The sequence below is a fragment of the Paenibacillus praedii genome, from assembly GCF_049725345.1.
GTDB lineage: Bacteria > Bacillota > Bacilli > Paenibacillales > Paenibacillaceae > Pristimantibacillus.
Genome location: NZ_JBMWAM010000030.1, coordinates 1 through 23,751 on the forward strand (window position 1 = coordinate 1; position 23,751 = coordinate 23,751).

The 23,751-nt window shown below is 43.7% G+C and carries 19 protein-coding genes; 14 read left to right on the plus strand and 5 right to left on the minus strand.

All coding sequences use genetic code 11. From position 1 onward, the window contains the following. Together ACO9K6_RS19905 and ACO9K6_RS19910 are read left to right on the plus strand one after the other, a co-directional pair. The coding region (locus tag ACO9K6_RS19905; protein WP_424769287.1) for a hypothetical protein at positions 1–202 on the plus strand (202 nt) is incomplete at its 5' end. A gap of 55 nt (positions 203–257) precedes the next feature. After that, positions 258–728, plus strand: coding sequence for a GNAT family N-acetyltransferase (locus tag ACO9K6_RS19910; RefSeq protein WP_424769288.1), 471 nt, complete (start codon positions 258–260; stop codon positions 726–728). Positions 729–1,035: 307 nt separating this feature from the next. On the opposite strand, the gene ACO9K6_RS19915 is transcribed toward ACO9K6_RS19910, so the two are convergent. Next, the gene (locus ACO9K6_RS19915) at positions 1,036–1,581 is read right to left on the minus strand and encodes a TetR/AcrR family transcriptional regulator (RefSeq protein ID WP_424769289.1); all 546 of its coding nucleotides are present in this window, start codon (positions 1,579–1,581) and stop codon (positions 1,036–1,038) included. A gap of 276 nt (positions 1,582–1,857) precedes the next feature. On the opposite strand from ACO9K6_RS19915, the gene ACO9K6_RS19920 reads away from it, so the two are divergent. Continuing rightward, a complete protein-coding gene (locus ACO9K6_RS19920; protein WP_424769290.1) occupies positions 1,858–3,036 on the plus strand; it encodes an MFS transporter in 1,179 nt (392 codons plus the stop codon). A 65-nt stretch (positions 3,037–3,101) separates the two neighbouring features. Then, positions 3,102–4,151 carry an NAD(P)-dependent alcohol dehydrogenase gene (locus tag ACO9K6_RS19925; protein ID WP_424769291.1) on the plus strand — a complete coding sequence of 350 codons (1,050 nt, stop codon included), beginning with the start codon at positions 3,102–3,104 and terminating at the stop codon, positions 4,149–4,151. A 195-nt stretch (positions 4,152–4,346) separates the two neighbouring features. Here the strand turns inward: ACO9K6_RS19925 and ACO9K6_RS19930 are convergent, their stop codons facing one another. Then, positions 4,347–5,942, minus strand: coding sequence for a response regulator transcription factor (locus ACO9K6_RS19930; RefSeq protein ID WP_424769292.1), 1,596 nt, complete (start codon positions 5,940–5,942; stop codon positions 4,347–4,349). 21 nt (positions 5,943–5,963) lie between these two features. Then, positions 5,964–7,523, minus strand: coding sequence for a sensor histidine kinase (locus ACO9K6_RS19935; protein ID WP_424769293.1), 1,560 nt, complete (start codon positions 7,521–7,523; stop codon positions 5,964–5,966). Between the two features lie 522 nt (positions 7,524–8,045). Between ACO9K6_RS19935 and ACO9K6_RS19940 the strand changes: the two genes are divergently transcribed. From ACO9K6_RS19940 to ACO9K6_RS19960, 5 genes are all read left to right on the plus strand, one after another. Next, on the plus strand, positions 8,046–8,948 hold the full coding sequence (locus tag ACO9K6_RS19940; RefSeq protein ID WP_424769324.1) for an ABC transporter permease: 903 nt from the start codon (positions 8,046–8,048) through the stop codon (positions 8,946–8,948). 26 nt (positions 8,949–8,974) lie between these two features. Then, the gene (locus ACO9K6_RS19945) at positions 8,975–9,880 is read left to right on the plus strand and encodes a carbohydrate ABC transporter permease (protein ID WP_424769325.1); all 906 of its coding nucleotides are present in this window, start codon (positions 8,975–8,977) and stop codon (positions 9,878–9,880) included. Positions 9,881–9,957: 77 nt separating this feature from the next. Next, a complete protein-coding gene (locus ACO9K6_RS19950) occupies positions 9,958–11,538 on the plus strand; it encodes an extracellular solute-binding protein (RefSeq protein WP_424769326.1) in 1,581 nt (526 codons plus the stop codon). Between the two features lie 140 nt (positions 11,539–11,678). Then, positions 11,679–12,407, plus strand: coding sequence for a ThuA domain-containing protein (locus ACO9K6_RS19955; protein WP_424769294.1), 729 nt, complete (start codon positions 11,679–11,681; stop codon positions 12,405–12,407). Between the two features lie 20 nt (positions 12,408–12,427). Then, entirely contained in the window at positions 12,428–13,477 is a 1,050-nt protein-coding gene (locus tag ACO9K6_RS19960) for a Gfo/Idh/MocA family protein (protein WP_424769295.1), read from the plus strand. A 122-nt stretch (positions 13,478–13,599) separates the two neighbouring features. Here the strand turns inward: ACO9K6_RS19960 and ACO9K6_RS19965 are convergent, their stop codons facing one another. After that, complete coding sequence (locus ACO9K6_RS19965; RefSeq protein WP_424769296.1) at positions 13,600–14,472, minus strand: carbohydrate ABC transporter permease; 873 nt, start codon at positions 14,470–14,472, stop codon at positions 13,600–13,602. A 15-nt stretch (positions 14,473–14,487) separates the two neighbouring features. Beyond that, positions 14,488–15,438: an ABC transporter permease gene (locus ACO9K6_RS19970; RefSeq protein WP_424769297.1), complete on the minus strand. Its 951-nt coding sequence runs from the start codon at positions 15,436–15,438 to the stop codon at positions 14,488–14,490. A 145-nt stretch (positions 15,439–15,583) separates the two neighbouring features. Between ACO9K6_RS19970 and ACO9K6_RS19975 the strand changes: the two genes are divergently transcribed. From ACO9K6_RS19975 to ACO9K6_RS19995, 5 genes are all read left to right on the plus strand, one after another. Beyond that, positions 15,584–17,395, plus strand: a complete 1,812-nt coding sequence (locus ACO9K6_RS19975) for a cache domain-containing sensor histidine kinase (protein WP_424769298.1) — start codon at positions 15,584–15,586, stop codon at positions 17,393–17,395. A 1-nt stretch (position 17,396) separates the two neighbouring features. Further along, positions 17,397–19,007: a response regulator transcription factor gene (locus ACO9K6_RS19980; protein ID WP_424769299.1), complete on the plus strand. Its 1,611-nt coding sequence runs from the start codon at positions 17,397–17,399 to the stop codon at positions 19,005–19,007. 106 nt (positions 19,008–19,113) lie between these two features. Continuing rightward, on the plus strand, positions 19,114–20,808 hold the full coding sequence (locus tag ACO9K6_RS19985) for a type 2 periplasmic-binding domain-containing protein (protein WP_424769300.1): 1,695 nt from the start codon (positions 19,114–19,116) through the stop codon (positions 20,806–20,808). 79 nt (positions 20,809–20,887) lie between these two features. After that, a complete protein-coding gene (locus ACO9K6_RS19990; protein ID WP_424769301.1) occupies positions 20,888–21,997 on the plus strand; it encodes a Gfo/Idh/MocA family protein in 1,110 nt (369 codons plus the stop codon). Between the two features lie 177 nt (positions 21,998–22,174). Further along, entirely contained in the window at positions 22,175–23,626 is a 1,452-nt protein-coding gene (locus ACO9K6_RS19995) for a glycoside hydrolase family 30 protein (protein WP_424769302.1), read from the plus strand. The last annotated feature ends 125 nt before the right edge of the window (positions 23,627–23,751 follow it).

Below are 23,751 nucleotides of genomic sequence, written 5' to 3' on the forward strand. Positions count from 1 at the left end.
AGAACGACTGAATGCCGTCTTTGCGCTAAAGGGAAACGTTAGTTTAACCGGCAGCCGGATTTTCGGAATTAGACTACTAAAACACGAGCAATCAAAGAAAAAAGCAATTCGTTCCTTGCGGAAATGGGCTGCTTTTTTGCATTGCTCCACGCGCGGCGAATCGGGTGAATCGGGAAAATTTGGCAAGATCCGCGGGTCTTGATGTTTTTTATAGGTAATCTAGGCTGATTTTCTAATTCTTAAATGGGGAGGAACATATGTATAACTATCGATCTTTACAAAAAAATGATCTTGAAACTATTTGCTCTTTTCCGAAAAGCGAAGAGGAATTATATTATATGTTCCCTAAAGCGACATACCCGTTAACACCAAAACAAATTGAGGAAGCCGTTAAAAGTAGATTGGAACCCACTGTTGTTTTGTTTAATAATGAAGTTGTGTCCTACGCTAATTTTTATGATCATGATGGCGGATCTTGTTGGCTAGGCAACGTCATTGTGTCCCAGGATTATCGAGGAAAAGGTGTGTCTCGATTTTTAATTGAAACCATGGAATCAATTGCGAAACAAAATATGAATGTAAATAAACTGAAACTGGTCTGTCATAACACTAATACACGGGCAATTTTATTTTATAAAAAGCATGGGTTTAGACCTTTCGATATCTCTATAAGAGTTAAGCCATCAGGGGAATTTATTGCTGGTATACATATGGAAAAGATTCTTTAAGATTAAACTAACGGAGAAAGATAGTTCCATAACACAACCACGACGAGGCTGCCGAAAAAATCGGCAGCCTCGTTAAGCTATTGGTCGTCTAGTTACAATATGTGGTAATAGTACTTGAGGTCGAACGATCCTCGTATTATGCACATATAAGCAGAGTTCAGAAAGAAGCAAAAACGATCCATAGGGTCGGCTTGAAAGATAAGTAGGTCACGGATCTCAAAGTTGCATTGATTCCGATGAAAAGAAAATTATGAATAGACACCAAAAGCGTCCTGGCAATTAAGCAGGACGCTCATATTATACATGACTATAAACTTCTCCCTAGCAAAGTCCCAACTTGTTTGGCCATTTCTTGAGGCGGATACGGCATTCCATTCCTGATCCACCATTCAATTACCCCTACATAAGCAGTACTAGCATATTGCAACATAACATCTTCACTTAAATCCACATTTTTTCCGCTTTCTCTGTCAATCTCCTCTTTAAAGCCTTCCATAATATAGTCAAGAAGCCGAGTTCTAAAAGATGGGGCTCCTTTACTGGCTAACATCGTCGAAAAAAATAAATAATTTTTCTCGAAGTACTCAAAGAAAGGTACAAGACCATTGCTCCAATCCAGCTTACATGCCCATTCATCCATTTCGCCTAGTTCATTCATGTGTGATTCGATTAGTTTATCCAACAAATCATATTTGTCCTGATAATGAAGATAAATGGTCCCCCGGTTTAGATTTGCCTGGTCTGCAATATCCTGAATCGTAATGTCATCAAAACTTTTTTTACTCATCAGTTCAATAACGGCCTTTTTCAAGGATTCTTGTGTTTTAACAATTCTTCGATCCATTTTAGCCATCGAAAACTTCACCAAACTTTCTTAGATAATAAACAGCTTTGAGTACTATGTTGATATATCAACATATCGTGTTTTTTTAACCATTGAACATAAGCCTCATACATCTATAATAATAGACAGAGCTTGATTAAACCATTCCTTTTGCTTACACACTTTATGTTGGTTTAGTGGGCGTGACAAGATGATAATAAAAAATTTAAGTGAGGTCCACATTCCTAGCTTACGAGGAAGTATAAGTGCAATCTTTACTTACAAATTTGAAATAGAGGTGTTTTATTGACTAAGCGAAATAATTTGATCATTTTTATATTAACGATTGGCGTCTTTGGTATCTTAAGTACAGAAATGGGGGTTATCGGATTATTGCCTTCCCTTGCTGAACACTTTGATGTGAGTGTACCTACGGCAGGATGGCTTGTGAGTTCGTTTGCCCTTGCAGTTGCAGTGTCCGGTCCATTCATGCCGTTATTGTTTTCGGGTATGAATCGAAAGAAGGTCATGTTAATTGTACTTGGGGTTTTCGTTTTGGGAAACTTGATAACCATATTTACATCTAATTTTACAATTGCATTAGTGGCTCGTGTAATTCAAGGCCTTTTTCATCCGGTTTATTGTTCATTGGCATTTACAGTTGCTGCTATCTCGGTTAATAAGGAAGAAGCTCCAAAAGCCGTTGCGAAAGTTTTTATTGGAGTGTCTGCCGGTATGGTAATCGGTGTACCAATCGCAACCTTCATTGAAAGTACGATTTCTCTACAAATGGCGATGGTTTTCTTTGCTGTTGTCAATGTAATGGTATTATTTGCCACCTTACTGTTTGTACCTTCAATGCCCGTTAGGGAAAGGCTTTCTTACGGAGCTCAATTATCGATATTAACAAAATCAGTTACTTGGCTTTCCATTGCGGCGATTATCTTATTAAATTCAGCTATATTAGGCGTGTATAGTTATTTAGCTGAGTATCTGAAGACGGTAACGAATATGTCGTCCAATGCGATTACAATTATGTTATTTATATACGGCGGAGCTAATATTATTGGTAACGTGATCTCAGGAAAATTGCTAACTAATCGTGCCATTAAATCCATCGTATCTTTTCCTTTTGTATTGGGAGCCGTTTACATCGTATTATTCTTATTCGGACAGTTTAGCGTACCCATGGCGATCATTACGTTAATCTGGGGTATTTTAGCTGGCATAGGGGCGAATATGAATCAATATTTGATGATGACTGCGGCTCCTGAAGCACCTGATTTTGCTAATGGATTATTTTTATCAGCCTGTAACATTGGAACAACCATAGGTGCAGCAGTCGGCGGGTTATTTATTTCCCAAATGGGCACACCATACGTCGTTTTCGTGGGATTACTATCATTAGTATTTAGTTTTGCAACCATTTTACTAAGAAACATCATGTTTGCTCCCACTCGACAACATAAAGAATTGCTCAGATGAGATGACGATTTTTTATTTTCCTACAGCCAGGATGATCTTAAGAAACCATTTGGGAGGTTATTTTTATGATTACTGCTAATGCACGTGCTACTTTTAGTCCAGAAGGTCCGTTCAAACTGACTACGATTGAACGTAGGGATCTCCGGCCTCAAGATGTCCTCATCGAGATTAAGTACGCTGGTATTTGCCATTCGGATATCCATACCGCTCGCGGCGACTGGGGACCGGTAAACTATCCGCTCGTTCCAGGGCACGAGATCGCCGGAATTGTTACCCAGGTTGGTTCGGAAGTGACAAAGTATGCTATCGGCGACCGAGTAGGTGTAGGCTGCATGGTTGACTCCTGCGGACATTGCCGTAACTGCCATGAGGGAGAGGAGCAGTACTGCCTCAATGGAATGACAGGCACCTACGGAGCTATCGATAAGTACGGGCAATATACGCAGGGTGGTTATTCGACCCACATCGTCGTAACCGAAGACTTCGTGGTACGAATTCCTGACGGTATGGAGCTTGACTCTGCCGCACCTTTGCTGTGTGCCGGCATCACCACGTATTCGCCGCTTCGCCATTGGGGAGCTGCTCCTGGCAAGAAGGTAGCTGTTGTTGGGCTTGGCGGGCTTGGACACATGGCCGTGAAGATCGCTCATGCAATGGGGGCAGAGGTTACGGTTCTATCACAAAGTTTGAAGAAGAAAGAAGACGGTTTGCAGCTTGGCGCGGACCATTATTATGCCACGAACGACCCAGAAACGTTTAAGATACTGGCGGGTTCGTTCGACCTCATCGCGAATACGGTAAGCGCGAAGATCGATATTAATGCATACCTTTCGTTACTGGCGTTGGACGGTACACTCGTCAATGTCGGTGCGCCATCAGAGCCGTTGTCGGTTCACGTTTTCTCACTGATCCCTCAGCGTCGCTCGTTTGCTGGGTCGTCCATCGGTGGGATTCGCGAAACGCAGGAAATGCTTGACTTTTGCGCTGAACACGCCATAAATCCAGAGATCGAGGTTATTGCTGCCAACCAGATCGAAGAAGCCTGGGAGCGCGTGTTAGCTTCAGATGTACGGTATCGCTTTGTTATTGACATCAGCACGATGGAGAAGGAATAACGAGTAATCCTAGCAAAGAAAAATTGGGGGTACGCCTACATCGGTGTACCCCTTCTCTTGGATGAGGAATCTGCCTTGATCCAAGATTCGTAGCCGCGAAATGGAGGATTCAAATGTCTTTTCCAATTTCATTCACAACTCCGTGAGCGGTGTTGGAGAGCTTATCCTCATTTAAACGAATGAATGTGAAGCCGATTATAGGGGAGTGGGATTTTTCCTGTACTCATTGGGCGTGCAATCAATTTCCTGTTTGAAAAGCTTCGTAAAGTAGGAGTAGTTGGTATAGCCTACTTTGCTTGCAATCGTATTCACAGATAAATTAGTTGTTTCTAGCAAATACTTTGCAGCCTTGATACGGGCTTGAATGATATAGTTCCCTAGTGAAATTCCCGTTTCTTTTTTAAACAACCGCGCCAAGTAATCAGGATTGAGATAGACGATTTCCGCCAGATTGGTTCTTGTCAGCTCATCACCGCAATGCGTACGGATATGCTGCTTTATTTCTTCTACAACAGACTTGGGTTGTTCTGTGAATTTCCGGTATTCCGTTGCGGTGTTCACCAAATATTTAAGATATTTCTCCATATCCTCGATAGAGTTTAGAGATTGTATAAATAACTGATCATTTGTTCTTCCCGTATACATTTTATGAGCCTGTATCTCTTTGCTTTTGAGATAGGAGTAAACAAGCTGTACAATATCCAAGCGAAACAGGCTTAGGACAGACGCATTCAACACCTGATTCTGTACGTTGTTTTGCAAATATTTGTTCGTTTCATCAAGAAAAGAAGAGGGATTGTTTTGGTCCAGCAATTTTTCCAATAGTGCCAAATTTGGCGGTGAATAGGTCGTTTCCGTCTGATGATAGCTTTCCAATAAAAATGTCTGGTTACGGTATTTGATAATCTTCTCGTTCATGCTGAGCAGGTCTATAATGATCGGATGGATGTCTTCCAGTTTGCCGGAGATGGCAATATTGCAGCAGATGTCGCATTTGAGATATTTATTCGCCTTTTGAATGATAGATGAACAGATGCTTTCGATGATTGTGGAATCAGGCGAGTGATTCCATTTGAGCATGGCTATCCAGTTGAAATCCTTATATTCCAAAATGGTTTCAATTGAAAATCGGGGGTCCTGAAACAATTCATACAGCACATTTAAAAGAGCAAAATCAAAAAGATCCTTATCTTTTTTGCCCAAGCTTTCATCATAAGGAAAAATATTAATTAGAACAGGCAAAAAATGATCCGTCAACACATAAGGAAGATTTTGCTCCGTAATCGAATGAGCGATGGTAGCGGGATTGGAAAAGGAGGTTTTCCCCGTAATTAGTTTGCGCCAGAAATGCTCTTGGACTTTTTTATGATTTTTTTTCCAAAAGTACCCTTCCTGTATGGCTTCCGCGTTATGCTGTTGTTCTTTTGCTTTAGCGACAGCCTTTTGGATAATAAGCGTCAGCTTATCAAATTCGATCGGTTTTAAAAAATATTCAAAGCTCTGTAATTCAATGGCTTTTTGTGCATAGTTGAAATCGGCGTAATTGGTCAGGAATATGGCTTGAATGTTGTATTGCTCCTCGCGAATCCATGCGAGAAGCTCCAAGCCGCTTCCCTGCGGCATTTCGATATCGCAAATCAGAATTTGGACAGCATGCTTTTTGAGAATATCCTGTGCCTGAGCGATATTATAAGCAGTATAGATGTTTTCGATCGAGAGCGCTCTCCAATCAATTTTCTTTTCCAGCGCGGTCACAACAAAATAGTCATCATCAACAAGCAATACATTCATCGTATTTTGCTCCTTTCATATCTAATCCTGCGGGGGATGCGGAAGGTATATAGTGACACAAGCGCCGCCATCTTCGGAATTGGAAAAATGGACTTTGGCTTCGTGATGGTATAGTAATTCTAGTCGTTGAAGAGTGTTCATAATGCCGATATGGTTGCCATCTGTTTGATCCAAGGGTTGACCGCTTGTCAGTTTATTTAATATTTCGGGAGCAAATCCGGGCCCGGTATCGGATATGCGGATCACCGCCAGTTCTTCATCGGCATCTAGAATGCGGTCGACAGCAATACGGATTTGCACCTCGTTTACTCTTGAAACAGCGTATTTAACCGAATTTTCGATAAAAGTTTGAAGAACAAGCGGCGGGATTAGCTGATTGTCCATGCCGTCAATTTGTTCAATGCGATACGTAAATGCATCCCGGTAACGGTGCCTTTGAATTTCCAGGTAAATTCGAACATGATCAATTTCATCACCCAGCCGAACAAAATCCTGTCCGTTTTGAAAAATATAACGGAAATAATTTGAAGTCGATATGGCCATACTTTGAATTTCTTCGAACATTTGCATCTGTGCCATACTGTGAATGTTCGTTAGACAATTCAGGAAAAAGTGCGGCTTGATTTGCAATTTCATATAGTCTAGCTGAATTCTCTGTTTTTCAAGCTGCTGTTCATAGCTGTTGATTTTAAAAATTTTAATTTGTTCAAGCAGTTTTTTAAACAGCTTGTTCGCTTGCTCAAGCTCTATAATTTTGTTGATATTGAGATCCAAGGGCTTGCTATCCTCATTAAATTGGGTCAGGTTATCCGAAAAGTTTTTAATAGGCTTCAATACTAAAATATTGAAATAGAGCATAATGCCGCAAAAAGAACAAGCGACAATGATGGCCAGTAGCATAATCAGCAGCTGGGCTATCATAATTTTTTCAAACGTCCCGAATTTGATAAACATTTTTACACTGAACGATGCGTTGGAAAATTGTCCATTGACGATGGTTCTGGGCTGTATGAGGCTCAGAAGAGATTCCTTTGACGCGTCTTTTTGAGTTATCGTTTCTCCATTTGATTTTGGATTGATGATTTCATTTCCGTTATTGTCTACCAAGGAAACAATCCCGTTCCCTCCCAGATTGATCTGCTGCAAGGGACGGATCAGGTCATCAGCGGAAATCAGGCAAATCAGGTAACTATCATAATAAGGAACGATGTTAATGATGTAATATTTATCTTTGATATGAATGGGTGACCAGTTGGAATACAGCTTTTCAATCAGATTTTTATCCTGAACATAGGAGAAAATCTGTTTTTTTAGTGCGAGATAATCGGGATAACTCAAGCTTGTAGGGGCCGAATTTAAAAAATATTGCTGCTCACTTAAATAGATGAAAAAATTATACTCTTGTCCATAATTTTTTTGCAGTTCGGAAAAACGCCTGTACAGTTCAGTATTCGCCTTTATAAACTCGCTATCAATGGGCAGGTATTTGTTCATTGTTTTTACGCTTTCATCGCTTGCGAGCGTCCATCCCATATAGTGTTTAATGTAGGCAAAATCATCATTGATCCGATTGATGTACATATTAGCTGTATCCTGCAAATATCGGGTAGATTGCTGCTTGACAATAGAAATCGCAGCAAAGCTGATAATGCAATCGAGTACTAATACGGAGAATAAAATTAAGATCATTATTTTAACGTAGTACTGAATGGAGCGGGATTTGCCTTTCGTTCGTTTTGCCATACGTCTCATCCCATGTCCTTTCTATTTTGGGTAATGAAATCGGTTCCAAATGCTAGTAAAACCTATTATAAAGCTAATGTACAACAATAAGACACATCGTTTTTTGGCTTTTGGCTCAAAGTCCGAAAAAGAACTATAGAAAGTCTGAATAGTGTCATGGTTATCGTTTTTAATCGTATCCTTTGTGCAAGTATTTTAAATAATGAATGACAAATGTCCGAATAACCAAGTTGTGAAGTCCGCATTGTCCTAAAAAAAGGAATTATACTAAAGAGGCAAGGGAGAGAGGAAAAATAAACATTAACGAGTTGTAGGAAAGATGGGGGTATCTTTTTGAAAACAAGCCAATTAAGCATTACTATGCAGCGGAACATCGGCCGGATAGGAAAGAACTGGGGTCTGTATATATTGCTGCTGCCTGCTGTGGTGCTGCTCATTTGTTTTTCGTACATACCCATGTATGGCGTGTTGATTGCCTTTAAAGATTACAGCCCTGCTTTAGGAATTATGGAAAGCCCTTGGGCGGGATTTAAGTATTTTGAAAAGTTTTTTAACTCTTATCAGTTTTCCATAACCATTAAAAATACGCTGATCATAAGCCTTTACAGCATAGCTACCTTTCCAATACCGATTATGCTTGCGCTGATGATCAATCAAATGCGCGCAAACCGGTTTAGACGCGTCTTCCAAACCGTGACCTACATGCCGCACTTTATTTCAACCGTTGTTATGGTTGGCTTGCTGCTCATTCTTTTTTCACCGAGCAATGGTCTGGTAGGCAATATTTATCGTCTGTTTGGAGCTGAAGCCCCTAACCTGATGGGCTCCGTCGAATTATTCAGCAGCGTTTATGTCTGGTCCGATGTGTGGCAGCATACTGGATGGGACAGTATCATTTATATTGCAGCGCTCTCGGCGGTTGATCCGAGTCTCTACGAAGCAGCTAAGGTGGATGGAGCTAGCCGGTGGCAGAGAATCCGTTATATCGATATTCCAATGCTTATGCCGACGGTAATCACTCTGCTTATCCTGCGGATCGGGGGGCTTTTGGGTGTAGGATTTGAAAAAATATATCTCATGCAGAATAATCTCAATCTCTCTGCTAGTGAGGTCATTGCAACTTATGTGTATAAAATCGGGTTGTTGAGCAGCCAGTACAGCTTTTCCGCGGCAATCAACCTGTTTAACACCGTCATTAGTTTCGTTTTGCTGATTCTTGTAAACCGGGCGGCGAAAAAGTATAGCGACAGCAGTCTGTGGTAATCGAAAGGAAGGATAATATGAGCACAATGGAAGCCGTGACGAAATCAGCACCGCGGAAGGAAACAAAACGATCCTTCGATGTAATGGAAATAATGATTTACGTTTTTGCGGTTATTTTGCTGATCATCTTAATCTATCCGCTTTACTTTATCGTTATCGCCTCTGTCAGCGATCCTTCCGCGGTTGCCAACGGAAAAATGTGGTTTTTCCCCGAAGGCTTTACTTTGGCAGGCTATCAGGAGCTAATCAAGCACTCCAATATTTGGATTGGTTACAAAAATACGATTTTGTATACGGTTGTGGGTACGCTCATTAGTTTGGCGATCAATCTTTCCGCGGCGTATGCGCTGTCAAGAAAAGACCTTGTCGGCCGCAAATCTATCACTTTGTTTTTTATCTTTACGATGTTTTTTAATGGCGGTCTAATTCCCACCTTTCTGACGATTCGTGACTTTCATTTGTACGACACGTTTCTCGTCATGGTGCTGCCTTTTTCCGTCGCCGTTTTCAATATCATTGTAGCTAGGACCTTTTTCCAATCCAGTATCCCTGGCGATTTATGGGAAGCAGCGCAGATCGATGGATGCGGCAACTTGAGATATTATATTCAAGTCGTTTTGCCTCTTTCAAAAGCGGTCATATCGGTTCTGGCGCTGTGGACGGCCGTCGGTTATTGGAATTCCTATTTCAATGCGTTGATTTATTTGAAGGATACGGACTTGTATCCCTTGCAGTTAATTTTACGAAACATCCTCATTACCAACCAGATGCAGTCGAGTATGGGGACAGGCGAGGCAGCGGTCATCGCATTGCGCCTTGCTAATCTGATGCGGTATTCCGTTATCATTGTCGCCACTTTGCCGATAATGTGCATTTATCCGTTCGTACAAAAGTATTTCAACCAGGGGGTGATGATTGGCGCCGTGAAGTAATCTCGTATTTTGCAGTTAAAATGACGTACAGGGGGAACTTTCGAATGGGTAACATATCAAAATTGATAGGAAATAGAATGTTGGTTGTATTGGTTCTGAGCTTTACGATGTTATTCAATCTTATTGGGTGCACCAGCAAGTCTGAAGAAGAAGCCCCGAATGATACAAGCTCCATTATTAACCAAGAAGGACTGCCGATTGTAACGTCGCCGATTACGCTGGATGTGTTGACCGTCCGTTGGGGCAACATGGGGGATACGTTTACAAACAATAAATGGCTGCAGGACCTTGAGAAAGAAACCAATGTAAAAATCAATTGGCAGGTGATGTCCTCCAACGATTGGGGCGAGCAAAAATCCATTATGCTGGCAAGCGGAACGCTTCCGGATGTCATTTTTGGAGATAATGCATTTTCTGATTCTGATATCGTCAATAACTTATCGTATTTCCGTCCGCTGGATGATTACATTGACGAATACATGCCTAATCTTAAGATGGCTATGGAAGAAACGCCGGAGCTCAAAAAAATCAGTACGTTTCCGGATGGGAAAATGTATTCCTTGCCAACAAGGCTGCCTTCGCGTCCTATAACGGGTGCGCAGCCTGTCATCAATAAAGTTTGGCTTGACCGCCTGGGCTTGGAAATTCCTGATAACATTGATGATCTGTACACTGTGTTTAAAGCCTTTAAAGAAAAAGATCCAAACGGGAATGGACTACCCGATGAAATTCCTTTCAGCGGCTCGGTAGATATTAGCATGGATTTCTTGAGCCCCTTTGGCATCACGGACCTGAACGCCAACAGCATGATGCTTAAGGACGGCAAGCCCGTATTCTATCCTGCTGCAAATGAATACAGAGAAGCGATTAAGTGGGCGCATAAATTTTATGCAGAAGGCTTGATCGATCAGGAGCTTTTCACACAGGATGGTACGATGTCTACGGCAAAGCAGCAGAATCCTGACGCTCCGATTATCGGATTCTCCAATCAGTGGATACCTGACGCCGTATTTGGCAAATGGAAAGATGAATATGTGGCCATTCCGCCGATTGCCGGATTGGACGGGAAACGGTATCAAGTCGGCGATCCGGTTGGTTTAAGCCTGAGACGCAATGAATTGTTGATTACAACTTCCTCTGAATATCCGGAAGTCATTTCGAGATGGGCTGACCAGTTCTATACCAATGAAGCCAGTATCCAAAATTTCTGGGGCGCAATCGGCACTGTTATTCAGAAGAACGACGATGGCACTTACGCACTGATGTCCCCTCCGGATGGCACCAGCGCGGATGCATGGTATTGGGAGCAATCCGTTAGAGATTTTGGTCCTAAATACGTAAGCCCGAGCTTCGAGAAAAATATCATCCTTAGTGAAACTAACGGGGATGGTCTAAAACTTGTCATTGATAAGCTTGGCAGAGATTATGTGACAACGCCATTTCCGAATGTTATGTATAACGCGGAAGAGTTCCAGGAGCTGCCTACCCTTACTACGGATATCGACAGCTATGTCAGAACTACCCGTGCCCAATGGATAACAAAAGGAAACATCGACGAAGAGTGGGATGCTTATATAAAACAGCTTAACGATATGGGACTTAAACGACTCATTGAGATTCGTACGGATGCGTATAACCGTTACACAAGCGTGAATTAATCGGATTGATCTGGATGACTACTGCCCCTTAGCTCACCATGTGCTGAGGGGCAGTCTTGTTAGACTAGCGGCAACTGGTTCAATGAGCCTTAGTCAATTAAAGCGTGAAGGCATGCAAAGAGAGAGGAAGATAAGCGACGATGATTAACGTAACCGTATGGAATGAGAATTTACACGAATTGAAGAACGCTGCCGTTACGGCGATTTATCCTACGGGGATTCACGGTGCGATAGCTGATTTTTTGGAAAGTGATGGTTTTAACGTAAAAACGGCTACCCTAGCCGAAACCGAGCACGGTTTAACCGATGAAACGTTGAATCATACGGACGTTTTGATTTGGTGGGGGCATCTGGCGCATGATCAGGTGGAGGATGCGGTGGTCGAGAAGGTGTATAAACGGGTTTTGGACGGCATGGGCCTCATTGTTTTACATTCTGGACATGCATCAAAAATTTTCAGTAAACTACTTGGCACGCCAACGGGTTATCTGAAGTGGCGTGAAGCAGACGATAAAGAACGGATTTGGGTGATCAATCCTGCACATCCGATCGCTGCAGGGATCGGCGAGTACATTGAGCTTCCGAAGGAAGAAATGTACGGAGAGCACTTTCATATTCCAGCTCCTGACGAATTGGTGTTTATATCGTGGTTCGAGGGCGGCGAAGTGTTCCGCAGCGGAGTCACGTATAATCGCGGAAGAGGTAAAATATTTTATTTCCGGCCAGGGCATGAAACCTATCCAACCTATCATAACAAGGAAATTAAGAGGGTCATCGCTAACGGCGTGCGCTGGGCTGCTCCAAGTGGCACAGCTTCCCCGGTTTACGGCAACGTCGCGCCGCTTGAAACGATTCAGCCTAAGGATTAAGGTGAGAGGAGAGCATGAATATGAATAAGTTCCGAATCGGTTTGATCGGCCTCGGAGGCATGGCTCAAGAGCATATTCGATGGATGAACGAGGAAGATAGTTATCAGTTTGTCGCAGTGAGTGATGTAAACGTTGAGGCTATGACTAAGGTCGGAGATCAGCTCGGTATTGAGGAAGGCAAGCGATATGCGGACTTTGTACAACTGATTGAAGATCCGGACGTAGAGGCCGTCGTTTCCGTAACGCCAAACAATGTGCATGCGGATATCGTACGCGCGTGCTTGCAGGCAGGAAAACCTTTTTTGGCCGAGAAGCCTTTTACCCGTGTATTCGAAGAGGCCGTACCTTTGCTAGAACTATACGAGCAGCGTCCGGTGCCGGCGATGTTCGGCTTTACCTACCGGTATACACCGGCCTTCCGTTATGTGAGGGAGCTCGTTAACGAAGGCAAGCTTGGAACGATACGTCATTTCTCGATTCAGTATTTGCAGGGCTTTGGGGTGCCGCAATATCAAGTTCCCTATATGTGGCGATATAATAAGGCTATAACTGGAACGGGTACGCTTGGTGATTTGGGTTCGCATATGATTGATATGGCGCGATTCCTCTTCGGAGAATTTCAAGAAATTTCGGCACAATTACATACAATCGTTCCTGAACGTATGGATCCCGGGACCGGAACGATGGCCAAAATCGAAGTCGATGACTTCGCAAGCTTTCAAGCGCGGATGACTGGCGACGTCATGGGCGTTTTCCAGACGTCTCGCAACGCTTTCGGATCGGGCAACCAGCATGAGGTATCGATCTATGGCGATTTGGGAACGATTCATGCTTCAACCTTGGATCCAGCCCGGCTCATTTGGATCCGCGAAGAAGAGTCTGGCCAGATCTCCAGAGCGACGATCGAAGTGCCGAAGCGGAGCAAAGTCACGCAATACTCGGATTTTACAGCGCTATTGCAAGGGTCATCTCCGGATGGATTACCCGGATTTATGGATGGCTTCCGAAATCAAGAGGTGCTTGATGCCATTGTCAGAGCAAGTGAAACAAGGACGGTAATACACTTATAAGTGATAATGAAATCAACAAAAACCAGTTTAACACGTTATTTTCGTGTTATGGACTGGTTTTTTGTTGATCAAGAAGATCGAATAATCAAGTAGGGGGAATTGTAATTGCAGTAATGTTGATATTATTCCTTCACCGCGCCGATAACGATCCCCTTCACGAAGTAGCGCTGCAGGAAGGGATAGACCAATAGAATAGGCAGGGCTCCGATAAAGATTTGCGATGCCCGGATCGTACGCTGCGATAGATTGGCAATCGTTTCAGGATCCAGTGTAGACATATCCATCTGAATGATAATCGTTTGAAGGAAACTCGCAAGCGGAAGTCTTTCAGATTCTTTAATATAGATCAGACCATCAAAATAGGCGTTCCAATGTCCAACCATCGTAAACAGTGTTATGGTCGCAATGGCCGGGAGCGAGATTGGAAGGTAAACCGTAAAGAAGGTCCGGAACTGGCCTGCTCCGTCGATAAATGCAGCTTCCTCAAGGTCTTTAGGGACGGTACGGAAGAAGTTCAGAAGCAGAATGATATTGTAGACGGCAACCAAACCCGGCAGGATAAGTGCCATTAGCGTATTCATAAGGCCAAGCTTCAGGATCAGAATATAGCCCGGGATCAGGCCCCCGCTGAACAGCATTGTGATAACAAAATACCAAAGATAAATATTTCGTCCGCGAAAAACGCTTGTTTCTTTAGAGAGTGCGTAAGCGGCAACTGTATTTACAGTCATAGCAAGCGCAGTTCCAAAGATCGTCCGTTGTACCGATACCCATAAGGATGACAAAAAGTTGTCGTTGTCGAACGTTTTCATATAAGCTTCAAACGTAAAACCGATCGGCCAAAACGTAACCAGTCCGGCGTTAGCGGGGGCGGCGGAGCTTAAGGATACCATTAGCAAGTGGAACATAGGCAGCAGGCAGAGTACGGAAAGAGTAGCCAACAGCGCATAGTTGAAAACAGTAAATATACGATAAGGCAGCGTTTTGTGGTACATAAGTGGTCACCCTTTCTAGAAGATTCGGTATCCGGCGAATTTATAAGCCAGTCGGTATGAAATAACGATCAAGATTAAGCTGATCATAGATTTGAATAGTCCGACTGCCGTAGCAAAGCTGAATTGGCCGCTGAGAAGACCTTCTCGATACACGAACGTATCGATGATATCTCCCTGCTGATAAATCAGAGGACTATACAGGTTGAAGACTTGGTCGAAGTTCGCGTTCAGCACGTTGCCCAGCGCCAATGTTGAAACAACGATGGCGATCGGTACGAGAGAAGGTATCGTAATATATACCGTTTGCTTCCAACGGTTCGCTCCGTCTACTTCGGCCGCTTCATACAGTGCTGGATTAATACCTGCAAGCGCTGCCAAGAAGATGATCGTATTGAATCCGAATTCCTTCCAAACATCGCTGGAGATGATCGTAAATCGGAACCAGTTTCCGTCTCCTAGAAAAAAAATCGGCTTAATGCCAAATACATTCGTGAGAAATTGGTTGATGAGTCCCGTCTGGGCGAGCATATCAATGAGTATTCCCGCAAGGGTGACCCAGGATAGAAAATGGGGCAGATAAACTAATGTTTGAATGGATCTTTTGAACCCCATATTTCTTACTTCGTTCAATAACAAGGCGAAAATAAAGGGAATGATTAAATTCATTACGATTTTTGAACAGGCGAAAAACATCGTATTAAACGTTATTTGCAGGAAATATTCATTCTGAAACATATACCGAAAATGCTCCAGGCCGACCCACGGTGAGCCGGTGATTCCTAATGCGGCCTTATAATTTTGAAAGGCCATGACGATACCCGACATCGGAACATAAGAAAAAACAAAAACCAAAACGACTGCCGGCAGCACCATCAAATGTAATACCCATGAATGTTTGTAGCTGCTTTTTCTTTTTGTTCGAGGGGCAGCCTCAAGGGGTGCATGCTGTAAAGTATTTGAGTTCATAGCTCTCTCCCGTTCCATAGAAATTTTATTGTGTATTACGACAAACCCTGATATATATGGTATCAGGAAGTTCTACCACTGGAACATATGACATTGTTAGGATCGATATGGTTTTGTTAGGGAATATGGTTTGGAGGGGTCGATTATGGAGCTGAGAAGAGGTATTGATTTTGTCAAAAGGGTGGATTTCAGGTTCAGTCTATTTGCAAAAATGAACGGTTTGATCCTACTCTTGTTTATACCGATTATTATCGTGTATACGTATTCGAACAGCGTCGCGTTCAAAGCTATAGGCAAAGAGCTTCAAATGTCCAACATCAAACAGTTGTCTTTTTTATCCAGCCAGATCGATTCGAGGATTGCACAGATGATGGATTTCTCCATCGTCTTCACGAAGGATCCTAATATTCAGAAATTCAACGGTTTAACGCTCTGGGGTGACCGTTATGATCATATGCAGACAAGATTTGCTGTTCAAGAAAAGATGTTGCTTCAATCCGGCGTTCAGAATATATGGCCAGTCCGATACGCGGTGTACTCCCAACAGAATAAGGAAGTTATTTCAAATTATAATTCCAAGATGAAGTACAATGAGGAGTATTTAAAGAAAAATTTAACCGGAAAATGGACGTACGGCTTCGGTGACGCTGTCTCGCCTAATGAGCCAAAAGCCTTTTACTGGTTTTATAATGACTCCTTCGGCAGCCAAGGAATGCTTCAAGGGAGTAGTTTGGTGATCGAAGCCAGCTTCGGACCTGAAAACATTCAAAACATGCTGGATACGTATAAAGGAGACGGTCAAGGCGACCCGTTTTTTTACCGCAAGGGGGAGAATCCGATTCTGAACCGCAGCGCGGAGAAGAGTGTATCGAGTGAACTGATCCGTTATTTGGACAAGCAGTCACTGGGGGACAAAATGCAGCGGGTAGTGCGATTAGATAATAAAAAGTATTTGGTTAGTGCTGTGAAATCCCCCCAATTGAATTGGCATGTGGTGGACGCTGTTCCGCTCGACCAAATACTGGGGACTATATCGTTCAATCGTAATCTATTCTATTTATCAATGGTTTTGCTATTCATCTTAGGCATCTCTGCATCCATTCTGCTGTATCGGAATGTTCAGCGCCCGATCAAGCAGCTCATTAGTGGGCTTCAGAGCGTAAAGCGGGGAGATTATTCGGTACGGATTCACTCCAATGGGCAGAATGAGTTTTCATTTTTGTTCCAACGATTTAATGAAATGTCGAGACAAATTAAAGAGCTAATTGAGAACGTTCTCAATGAAAAGCTGAGGTCCCGTGAAGCAACACTAAAGCAATTACAAGCTCAGATCAATCCGCATTTTCTCTATAATTGTCTTGGTTATATCATTAATATGGCCCAGATGAAGGATGAGGAAGCCGTTGTATCGATGGCGTATAATCTAAGCGCCTATTACCGCTATACCACCCGAATGGAGCGGCAAACGGCCAGTTTGGCCGAAGAGACTCGGTTGATCGTCAATTACCTGGATATTCAGAAGCTTCGTAACGGAAGAATTAACTACCATATCGATATTCCCGAAGTGATGATGAGCCAGCTTGTTCCGCGCTTGATGCTGCAGCCGATTGTGGAAAATGCCGTCATTCATGGGGTAGGTAAATCTTATACTTCAGGTGAAATCCGGATCAGCGGCGAGATGTCAAACGGCTTCTGCAGGATTTATATCGATGACGACGGTCCTGGGATGAAGCCAGATCTGCAGGAATTGTTAAATGATAAAATGTGGGAGCCCTTGCAGGAGGAAATGGGCTGCGGCCTTTGGAATACGAATCAGCGTATTATTCACTTATTTGGAGAGCACTCATTTCTATCTTTTACAGAATCGCCGCTCGGAGGATTTCGGACAGAGATCGTCTGGGAAATAAAAGCAGAAGATGAACATCATCCTATTCCAACATCACAAGGAGGCCAGTAACATGCAGATGATTATAGTAGACGATGAGGCCCACTGGGTGGAGAACCTATCGATGTCCAAGCCGTGGCACACGCTCGGTATTCAGTACGTCCATAAAGCTTATTCCGCACATGAGGCGCTTCAAATTATCGATACGCATCCCATTGATATTGTTATATCGGATATTTTGATGCCAGAAATGACGGGAATAGAATTGATCGAGCGAATCCGTATACGCGATAAAAGGGTGAAATGCATTATATTATCTGGTCATTCGGATTTTGAGTTTGCCAAAACGGCGCTCAAGCATCAGGTGGTTGATTATCTGCTAAAGCCGCCGACGGACAACGAGCTGTTAGGAGCAGTCAAGGCTGCGATCGATGAATTAAATTTGGAATGGGAAAGCATTAGCTCACTTGAGCGGATTCAATATACCCTACGTGAGAATTTGCCGCTTCTTCGCGGCCAACTGCTCCTAGATGCATTGCGCGGCCAATTGCTGTCGGCTGACGAATGGCGAAGGAAGCTTGAAAATTATGGATTGGCTTTCCACTACGGAGACGATTGCGCCCTGCTACTTGTCCGATTGGAGGAAGAATTCGGACAATATAAAAACAACGGTGAGCAGTTGATGGAATACGCAATCATAAATATGGCTGAAGAAATCATCGGTGAATTTACGGAGGTCTGGGGCGTTAAGGAAGAGCATGGGTATCTCGTATTTTTACTTCAAATCAACAGAAATGGTTTGGAGATGGGAAAGGAATACATTTTAGAAAAGCTAGCTATGCAGCTGCAGTATAAAGTTAAACAGTTTCTGAAAGGCTCTCTATCCATTGTTATAACGGAATGGTTCCGATTTCCCGAGCATTTGCCGGAACGTTATCGGCAGGCTGCAGCCTATTTTCGGCAAATTGTAGGGGATGAACGGGAATTTGTTATGCGAGTTGGAGAATCTGAACCTGTCACTACACAAGGACCGCTTGACGCTCTCTACATGCCGCCTTCCCTAATTCATTTGCTTGAGGCAGGGCGCTGGGACGCAGCGGAAGACAAGCTAATGAAAGTGTGTGCGGAGCTGGACGAGAGATGGTCCGATTCTTGGGAGCATTGTATGGAGGCCGGATTTCTTATTACTTCTTCTTTCTCCCATCTGGCGCACAGGAACGGTCATACGCTAGCCAACCTGCTCGGAACGGATATTGAACAGCTGCTGAGCGGCGAAGCTTTTCGCTCCATAGGCAAGCTTCGAAAGTGGTCACTGAGCGTGCTAATTAAGCTGAAACAGGGGACGTCTAATGAAATCAAGGATATACGCTCAATTTATGTGAATAAAATCCAGAAATTCGCTGAGCAAAATCTGCATCGCGATGTTTCACTTCGCGCAATGGCCGACCATGTGAATTTGCACCCGACTCATTTATCCAAAATCTATAAAATTGAAACCGGTGAAGGAATTAGCGACTACGTTTCCCGCCTCCGTATGGAACGTGCTTGTCATACGCTCAAAACGACCGACAAAAAGATATATGAAATCGGCATGGAAATCGGGTATATGGACCCGGCGTACTTTATCAAAGTGTTTAAACGCCAATTCGGGGTAACGCCGCAGGAGTATAGAGACCGAAATTAACAGCATAACAGAGTCCTATTAAAACTAATAAAATCATATAGATGCTCTCCCCGCTCAGAAGGTAAAGTAACAGATGTAATGATCTCACACAGTAGGGGGAATCACAATGTCCAAGCTTAGAAAATTATGGAGTGTGCTGTTGATACTAACACTCGTCATAACGGCGGCATGCAGCAATGGTAAGTCAGGCGGAAACGGAAACGCCGGGGAGTCGAATGGTACAAACAGTACAAATAGTGCTGTCGATGCCGGATTCGCAAATGGAAAATACAATCCGCCGATTGAAATCAGCACCGTATTAATGCCGAAGAAGTATGCGAACGGAGATACCAAGGAAAATAATGTACACGATCGTTGGATGTTGGAGACGTTAGGCATCAAGCATAAAGATACCTGGTATCCGGCAAATGGCGATCAATACAAGCAGAAGCTTCAGCTTGCTATTGCATCAGGTGAGAAGCTGCCTGATTTCGTCCCTGTTCAGAACGACCCAGTCATGATCAACCAACTGATCGATTCCGGCCAGTTTATTGCCATTGATGAGCTGTTTGAGAAGTATGCGAACCAAATTTTGAAAGACCACTCCGACCAAAATCCGGAATTGTGGTACCCTTTCCTGAGGGATGGTAAAAAATACAACCTGCCTATCCTTGAATATACGGACAATGACGATACGATGTTATGGTTTCGTGAAGATTGGATGGAAGAGTTGAATCTTGAGGCTCCTGCAACGATTGCGGAATTAGAGGATATTATGGATAAGTTCAAGAATCAGAACCCGGATGGACTAGCACCGAAGGACGTCTTTCCGCTCACGGTATCCTTGAAAAATAATACGAACACATGGATGGCACCGCTTGATTGGCTGTTCGGAGCATACGGAACGATTGAAGAGCAATGGAACCAAGATGCAAACGGTAATCTTGAATACGGTTCCATTCATCCAGGGGCTAAGGCGGCGCTTGCGAAGCTGAAAGAATGGATGGATAAAGGCTATATTCATCCAGACGCAGCTTTATGGGATGAGGTTAAAGCATCAGAAAGTTGGACCAAGGGAACAGCGGGTATACTGCCGGGAGCAAACTGGATTCCCGACTGGCCAGCTCCGGACTTGTTAAAAAACGTAGAAGGTTCGAAAATCAAAGCCTATCCCGTTCCTGCAGGCCCTGATGGACATATGGGCACAAAATGGCAAAATTCCGGCGTAAACAGCAGCATTATGATCAACAAAGACGCTAAACATCCAGAAGCGATTTTCTTGTATTATAACTACCTGCTGGATAACTTTGCTGACCCTCCAGTCGGCGGAGAATTCGAGTTTGGCTTTGCCAAAGGCTATGACTGGGACATCGTAGATGGAGAGCCGACAAGCGACAAAGACAAAATTAAAGGATTCCATAATGAGTTCCACTTCCTGACCGGCATGAATAGCAACCCGGCTCGGATCCCGGACCTTTATATGAAAACGCTTATTAAATTGGCAGACGGCGAAGAACCGGTAACCCCTTATGAAAAGCAAATCGCCCAATTCCGTAAGCCGGAAAACTGGTATGCAGCGAAGGTCGTTATGTCACAAATGGACATTCGCAAGCAAAACTATTTTACTGGTGCGGCCACACCGACTATGATTTCAAAATGGAACCTGTTGCGTCAGTCGGAGCTGGAAACATTCAACAAAATTATTTACGGCAAATTGCCGATTGATGCTTTTGATGATTTTGTCGCAAGCTGGAAGGCAAATGGCGGCGATAAAATAACCGAGGAAGTTAACGAATGGTTTAAATCTGTATCCGCTCAATAATTTCAAGTGACATAAAACGGTAGAAGATTTCTTTCTACCGTTTTGTTGTTACTAGAAGAAAATAAAGGAGCCTCTGTTTATGCGAAAAGTAAAAGTTGGTCTCATCGGCTGCGGGATGATTAGCGGCGCTTATTTAAAAAGCTGTACAGAAAAGTATGACATTATGGAGATTGTCGCATGTGCGGATCTTGTGCCCGAGCTTGCCCGTCAACGCGCGCAGGAATTCGGCATTTCAAAGGCTTTAACCGTCGAAGAGCTGTTGTCTGATTCGGAGATTGAGCTTGTTATCAACTTGACCATACCGAAAGCGCATGCCGAAATCAACTTGCTGGCACTTGAAGCCGGTAAGCATGTTTATGTGGAGAAGCCATTTGCAGTGCGCCGGGATGACGCCAAGAAAGTAATAGAATTAGCCGCGTCGAAAAATCTTAGGGTCGGTGGAGCCCCGGATACATTTCTGGGAGGCGGACTGCAGACCTGCCGCAAGTTGATCGACGAAGGATGGATCGGAACCCCATTCTCAGCGGACGCACGAATTATGATGGGCAATGCGTCGGAAAGCACGCACCCGAACGGTGCTTTTTGGTTCCAGGAAGGAGGGGATCCGATGATGGATATGGGTCCCTATTATATAACGGCGCTTGTCCATTTACTTGGTCCGATTGTGCGTGTTGTCGGATCTGCACAGCGACTGCATGATACCGTTACTTTCATCCATCCGAAATCTCCCCTTTACGGCACACAGATTCCACTTGAAATCCCGATGAATATCAGCGGGGTACTGGATTTCGAGAATGGAGCCGTCGGCACGATCACAACATCCAAAGAAGGGTATGGCTACATGCCGCGTCTTGAAGTATACGGTACCCAGGGCACGCTCATATGCAATGATCCAAATGCTTTTGGAGGCACAATCTATATCCAAAGACGTGACGGGGAACGAAAGGAAGTAGCGTATACACACGGTTTTACCGACGAAAGCCGCGGACTCGGTGCGGCTGATATGTGTTATGCCATCGCAACCGGTAGACAGCATAGGGCTAACGGCGAACTAACCTACCACGTATTGGATGTCATGCACAGCATACAAGAATCATCTCGTGAAAATAGCCATATCCAAATAGGCAGCCGCTGCGACAGGCCAAAGCCGCTTCCTCTCGGTTTGCGATTTAATACGCTGGACACTTAAAAATAGATGAAGGAGGATACAGAACATGAATATACCTATCGGCTTGCAGCCATTCACATTGCGTGAGGAAATGAAGAAGGATTATTTTGGTACCTTGGAGCAAGTGGCGGCTAGATAACTGCGAACAAGCGTTAATTGAGCTTGAAACAATGGAATACAAGGAGGGACTGCTTCGTCATGGGTAAGTTAACGAAGATAGCTGTAATGGTTAGTCTCTTAATAGCGTTAACTTCATGCACGGGGTTATTCAACGAAGCTCCTCAGGAGGAGTGGGGGCAAGTGAAGGTTTGGGTGACGACAGCGGATCAGAGTAAGCTGCTCCAACCAGAGGAAGACATAACCTTCACGTTTGACGACGAATCACATGATACTACCATTACTATTGACGAAGAAGTTAAATATCAACAAATGGACGGCTTCGGCGCTGCAATGACAGATTCCTCGGCATGGCTGATCGCAAATAAGCTTAAACCCGAGCAACAGGATGAATTAATGAAGAAGCTATTTGATCATGATTTAGGAATCGGCATAAGCTATTTACGGCTTCCTATGGGTGCTTCAGATTTCGCCCTTAGCATGTACACCTACAACGATGTTCCTGAAGGACAAAGAGATCCGGAATTGCAGCAGTTCTCCGTAGAACACGACAAGACATACATTATTCCAACGCTTGTACAGGCTCGGGAGATTAATCCTGAACTGAAATTAATGGCTAGTCCTTGGAGTGCGCCGGCATGGATGAAAACATCCGAATCTTTGATTGGCGGCAGTTTGAAGCGTGAATATTATCAAGCATACGCAAATTATTTCACGAAATTTATTCAAGCGTATGAAAAGGAAGGACTCCCGATCGATGCGGTTACCCCGCAGAATGAGCCTCATCATGAACCTGCAGACTATCCAGGAATGAGAATGGAGGCAATGGATCAGGCCGAATTCATTAAGAATAATCTGGGGCCAGCTTTTGAGGAAAATGGCTTGAACACCAAAATCGTGATTTGGGACCACAATTGGGATGAACCCAATTACCCTATCGCAGTATTGAATGACGCAGAAGCGAAACCTTATATAGCCGGGTCGGCCTTTCACGGTTATGCGGGCGATGTGCAGAACCAGTCGAAGGTTCACGACAAACACCCCGACCATGCCATTTATTTCACAGAAAGCTCAGGAGGGGAATGGGCAACTGACTTCGGTGGAAACCTCAAGTGGGATATGCAAAATCTTGTTATCGGGGCATCACGCAATTGGGCCAGAACAGTCCTGAAATGGAACTTGGCACTTGACGAAAATCATGGTCCGACGAACGGGGGATGCCAAGACTGCCGTGGCATCATTACAATAGATCAGACGGGTAATGTAACATTCAACGAGGAATATTACGCTTTCGGCCATGCCAGTAAATTTGTGAAGCCAGGCGCACACCGAATAGATTCGAATACATTCGGTAACGGAAATATTGAAAATGTCGCGTTCAAGAATCCAGATGGGACGAAAGTAATGGTTGCGATAAACTCTGCTAGTGAGGAAAAAAAATTTAAAGTTCGCTGGGGCGAAAAGTCGTTCTTATACAAGCTGCCTCCCGGTGCTGCAGCAAGTTTTGTTTGGAGCGGTACTCCAGAAGAATAATAGGACGAAAGTGGATACGAGACGTATCCGCTTTTTTTTTATTTTCGCGTTTGCAATCAGTAAAAATACTACCTTTCGGCGGGTTTTTGTATTTTATTTTCTCCAGACATCCGTTTTTTTCATAA